At 67.0% G+C, this 5100-nt stretch carries 4 protein-coding genes; all 4 read right to left on the minus strand.

Annotation, left to right across the window (positions count from 1 at the left end):
- Nucleotides 1-396: ABC transporter substrate-binding protein (locus L995_RS34220; RefSeq protein ID WP_231574371.1), on the minus strand; the 396-nt coding region annotated here is incomplete at its 3' end.
- Nucleotides 397-566: 170 nt separating this feature from the next.
- A complete protein-coding gene (locus tag L995_RS06325; protein WP_047470247.1) occupies nucleotides 567-2204 on the minus strand; it encodes a 3-(methylthio)propionyl-CoA ligase in 1638 nt (545 codons plus the stop codon).
- A 111-nt stretch (nucleotides 2205-2315) separates the two neighbouring features.
- Entirely contained in the window at nucleotides 2316-4151 is a 1836-nt protein-coding gene (locus L995_RS06330; RefSeq protein ID WP_047470251.1) for a CocE/NonD family hydrolase, read from the minus strand.
- A 102-nt stretch (nucleotides 4152-4253) separates the two neighbouring features.
- Nucleotides 4254-5100 (minus strand): carboxylesterase family protein (locus L995_RS06335; protein ID WP_047470262.1); only part of this gene is annotated, 847 nt, incomplete at its 5' end.

The raw sequence follows: 5100 nt of genomic DNA on the forward strand, positions 1-5100 counted from the left end.
CGCCGCATAGTTCAGGTAGACGACTTCCTTGCCCTTGTTGCGCGCGTTGTGCTTTTCCAGCGCGTCCATGATGGCCAGGGCCGGGCCCGAGCCGTTGCCCTGGAAGACGTAGCGCACGCCCTGGTCCATGGCCGAGCGCAGGGCCGCCGTGGTTTCCTGCGGGCTGAGTTTGTTGTCGATGCCGATGATCTCGAACTTCACGCCCGAGGCCGTGCCCTTGTTGAGCTCCTCGGCGATGTACTGCAGGCTCTTGAGCTGGTTGGAACCCAGCGCGGCCATGAGGCCGGACAGCGGGTCGATCCACGCAACCTTCACCGTCTCGCCCTTCTGGGCCATGGCGCCCGTGGCGCAAGCCAGGGCCAGGGATGCCGTCAATGCCTTGATCGCAAACTTCATGAAGCGTCTCCTCTTGTGGTGGTTTCTGGGCGAGGCTCAGGGTAATGGTCCCCTTGCCCCGCACCGATCGGTGATTGCCCCTAGCGGCTATCGCCGACGAGACTCGGACCGGCCGCCCCTATCAGCACATGCCCCCGCATGCCCTGGCACGGCGGCTGGCCCGCAGCGGCTCACAGCCCCGGCAGCCGATAGCCGGCCAGTTGCTCGCGCAGCCGGGTCTTGAGCATTTTTCCGGTGGCGCCCAGCGGAATGGCCTCGACGAAGACCACGTCGTCGGGGATCTGCCACTTGGCGGTCTTGCCCTCGTAGAACTTGAGCAGTTCCTCGCGCGTGACCTCGGCACCGGGCCTCTTCGCCACGGCGACGATGGGGCGCTCGTCCCACTTGGGATGCGGCATGCCGATGCAGGCGGCCATGGCCACGGCCGGATGGGCCATGGCGATGTTCTCGATGTCGATGGAGCTGATCCATTCGCCGCCGGACTTGATCACGTCCTTGCTGCGGTCGGTGATCTGCATGAAGCCGTCCGGGTCGATGGTGGCCACGTCACCCGTGGGGAACCAGCCACGGCCCTGCGCGTCCTTGATGAGCGGGCTTTCGCCCTTGAAGTAGCTGTCCACGATCCAGGGGCCGCGCACCAGCAGGTCGCCGTAGCTCTTGCCGTCCCAGGGCTGGTCCGTTCCATCGCTGCCCACGATGCGCATGTCCACGCCGTAGATGGCGCGGCCCTGCTTTTGCAGGATCTTCATCTGCTCGTCCTTGGGCAGCTGCAGCTGCTTGTTCTTGAGCGTGCACAGCGTGCCCAGCGGGCTCATCTCGGTCATGCCCCAGGCATGCAGCACCTCCACGCCGAACTCGTCCTGGAAGGCCGTGATCATGGCCGGCGGGCAGGCGGAGCCGCCGATGACCGTGCGCTTGAGCGTGGAAAACCGCAGGCCGCCCGGCCTGATGTGGCCCAGCAGCATCTGCCAGACCGTGGGCACGCCGGCCGCGTAGGTGACGCCCTCGGCCTCGATCAGCTCGTACAGCGACTTGCCGTCCAGCGCCGGGCCGGGGAACACCAGCTTGCAGCCCGTGAGCGCGGCCGAGTAGGGAATGCCCCAGGCGTTGACGTGGAACATGGGCACGACGGGCAGCACCGAGTCACGCGCCGATATGCACATCACATCGGGCAGCGCGGCCGCGTAGGCGTGCAGCGTGGTGGAACGGTGGCTGTAGAGCACCGCCTTCGGGTTGCCCGTGGTGCCGCTGGTGTAGCACATGCTGGAGGCCGTGTTCTCGTCGAATTCGGGCCACTGGTACTGGTCGGACTGGCCGGCAATCCAGGCCTCGTAGCTGACCAGGCCCGGAATGCCGCTGTCGGCAGGCAGGCGGTCCGCATCGCACAGCGCCACCCACTGGCGCACCGTGGGGCACTTGGCATGCACGGCCTGGATGATGGGCAGGAAGGTCAGGTCAAAGCACATGACGCGGTCTTCCGCGTGATTGATGATCCACGCCACCTGGTCGGGGTGCAGGCGAGGATTGACCGTGTGCAGCACGCGGCCCGAGCCGCTGACGCCGAAGTACATCTCCATGTGGCGGTAGCCGTTCCAGGCCAGCGACGCCACGCGGTCGCCAGGCTGCAGGCCCAGGCCGTCCAGCGTGTTCGCCAGCTGGCGCGAGCGCCGTGCCAGGTCGCGGTACGTGTAGCGATGGATATCGCCCTCCACCCTGCGCGAGACGATCTGCGCATCGCCATGGTGGCGGTCGGCGAAATCGATCAGCGACGAGATCAACAGTGGTTGGCTTTGCATCAGACCCAGCATCTATAGGCTCCTAAGGTGATTGAACTTCGTGAACGTCGTGAACTGCGGACCGCGGATTCGCGCAAGGCCAAGGCCCTGGTGCGCGATGCCGCTGCCCGCATGGAGGGTGGCTCAGGCCGGCGCCCTGGGTCCGATCCCCGCAGGGACAGGCGCATCGTTTTTCCGGCATGGTTGACGCATTGTCTTGTCGCAACTCGGCAGCGTCTTCGCATGCTCGTATGGGATATACCCTAGGACGATGCTGGAGGCATGCGCTGCGTCATGCCACAGCGTGTTCGTGGACGGCGTCTTGTCGTTGCCGAAGATCCAGTATCCGGTCTGCGATGGCGAATCCACTGTCACGCGAATGCTTGAGCCGGCGCGGAACACATGCGCGAATTTCTGGATCTCTACGCGCAGCAGTTCGGGCTTGCCCGACACCATGGGCACGTCCTTGTCCCGCGTGAACGCGCCCCACGGCCTCAGCGTCGTGGAGCGCGCCGTGTCCAGGGCACGCTTGGACGCACGCAGCCAGCCACGCTGCACGAACATCTCCTGCCCGTCCGGCCGCACCTCGGACACGGTGACCTGGATGTCGGTGTTGGCGGCCGTGGCGCTGAGCCAAAGGTCGGCCGAGCCTTCGCCATAGAAGCTCAGGTCCTGCGGCAGGGCCGCCGTGGTGAAGACCAGCTGGCCATCCTTTTCCGAAGTGGGCACGGCGGGCCAGCCTTCGGCCGCCGGGTTGTTCACCTGCGGACTCAGGGCCGGATAGCGGTAGCTGGACGAAGCCGTGCCTGAGGCGGGTGCGCTGTCGCCCAGGGCCTGGCCGGGCTGCATCCACAGGCGCAGGGGCTTGACCTGGACAGGCAGCCGGTCAAACCGTGCCTCGCCCGTGGGCATGAGCTTGGCGCCGCCATTGGGGGCCTTGGCGTCCGTGGTCTGCATCTCCTGCAGCAGGCGCACGCGCGGCTCCTTGTCGAAGCCGTTGTCCTCGCCCTTGACGAAGCGCGCCAGAAAGCGCTTCAGCGTCTGGTCGATATGGTCCGAGGTGATGTTCGTGTGGTGGTCGCCGTTGGAGCTGACCAGCCACATCCTGTCGGGCGCAATGGTGTCCTCGTAGTAGCCCGAGCGCGGGCCGATCTGCTCGTCCTGCCAGGACTGCGTGCCCAGCGTGGGGATATTGATCTTGCCGCTTTGCAGCATGGCGCTGCGCTCCAGGTACAGGCCATCGGCATAGGGGTTGTCCAGCCACTTGATCAGGTCCAGCTCGGGCCGCTTGATCTTCTCGATGTTGTCGGCCACGGTCTTGGCGCATTCCGTGTCGCCGCCGTTCTTCGCCGCCAGGTCGGCGGCCGTGCGCCAGATGCGCGGGAAGCCGTTCCACCACTGCGCCGGAAAACCGATGTTGGCAATGCCGCCCGGATAGCCCACGTCCCGGTAGGGATCGCCCACATTCTTGCTGGGCGTGATCGCCAGAAGCCCCTTGGGCCGGTGCGCCGCCACCCACAGCTGGTTGTAGCCCGAGTACGAGTAGCCGATCATGCCGATGCGGCCGTTGGACCAGGCCTGCCGCCCGGCCCACTCGATGGCGAAGGCTCCGGCCGCACCTACGCTGGCGTCAAACACCCGGTCTTCCCCCGTGGAGCAGCCCGTGCCCGGCACGTTCAGCCCCATGACCGCATAGCCTTCCTTGGTCCAGGGACTGCTGATGTTGGGGTACGAGCCCGAGATATAGCCGTCGTACTCGACCAGCAGCGGGAACGGACCCTGTCCCTCGGGCAGCAGCAGCGAGTAGCGCATCCTGCTGCCGTCCGGCAGGGTGATGTAGCCCGATTGCTGGCCCGGCCCCATGGGCGCGGGCATGCCGGACGATCCCCCTCCGCAGGCGGCCAGGCCCACGGCGGCGGCCGCAATGGCCCCCGCCAGCGGCCAGCGCCAGGCCTGTGTGAAAACGGTCTTGGCTGTCATGGGTACCTGTCTCCTTCGTTGTTGTTGGCTATCTCTCGGGGCTTGCCGCGGCAAGCCCCTGCTCGCTCATCTACTCGCTCACCTGCCCGCTCATCGGCTCTCTCACTGCAGCCGGATACTTGTCGCGCCCGGCTCGGCGTCGAAGACCAGGCTGGACGGCCAGGGCTTCCATGTCTGGCCCAGGGCCGCGTTCTGCGGGTCGCCCGTCTGCATGAAGGCCTTGAGGCTGGCCATCATGGCGTTCGACAGCGCCAGCCGCCCCGGTGCATTGGCCGTGCTGTTGGTCACGCGGGAGAACACGGATGGCCCGAAGTTGCCGAAGAGAAACGGCAGATCGAACGCATGGGCCGCACCGTAGACCGTGTTCCAGGGCGCGGGCTGGCGCGCCCAGTCGAAGCGGTAGCTCCAGACCTCGGCCTGCCGGGTGCGCAGCGTATTGAGCAACTGGTCGCGGCTGGGATCGGCGAACAGATGGGTCAGTTGCGCCATGCGGGCGTTGTAGCCGGTGACCGGCGTATCGACGGGCAGGTAGGCGGCATCGATGATGTCGGCCAGGCCCGGCGCGTTGGGCGACTGCGCGTCGAAGGACTGCATCATGCGAAAGCGCGCCGCATCGTCGATCCTGAAGCCCGGCTTGCCGCCCAGCGCAGCCAGCAGGGGTGCGAACAGCTTGCCCTCCTCGGCCGTGTAGCCGGCCATCACAGGCATGCGGTTGTATCGGCCCGCAGCCAGCGCGGCCATGGGGTCGGTGGGCAGCAGCAGGCCGTCGGGAATCGGTCCCGCGCCCGTCAGGCCCTTGGCCACCAGGGTCTGCAGCAGCACGCGCGCATCCTTGCCGCGCAGGTAGGCCGCAATCTGCGCCGGTGCCCAGCCGGCAGCCACCGTGGCCGCAGCCGCCACATCGGCAGCCAGCCCATCGGCCACCATCAGATGGGCCAGCAGCACGCGG

Source organism: Delftia sp. ZNC0008, from assembly GCF_000799035.1.
Taxonomy (GTDB): Bacteria; Pseudomonadota; Gammaproteobacteria; order Burkholderiales; family Burkholderiaceae_C; genus Comamonas; species Comamonas tsuruhatensis.

What these genes read in the sequence shown, in the direction of transcription:
- L995_RS06325 (WP_047470247.1), bottom strand. Translation starts at nt 2,204, where the DNA reads ATGCTGGGTCTGATGCAAAGCCAACCACTGTTGATCTCGTCGCTGATC.
- L995_RS06330 (WP_047470251.1), bottom strand. Translation starts at nt 4,151, where the DNA reads ATGACAGCCAAGACCGTTTTCACACAGGCCTGGCGCTGGCCGCTGGCG.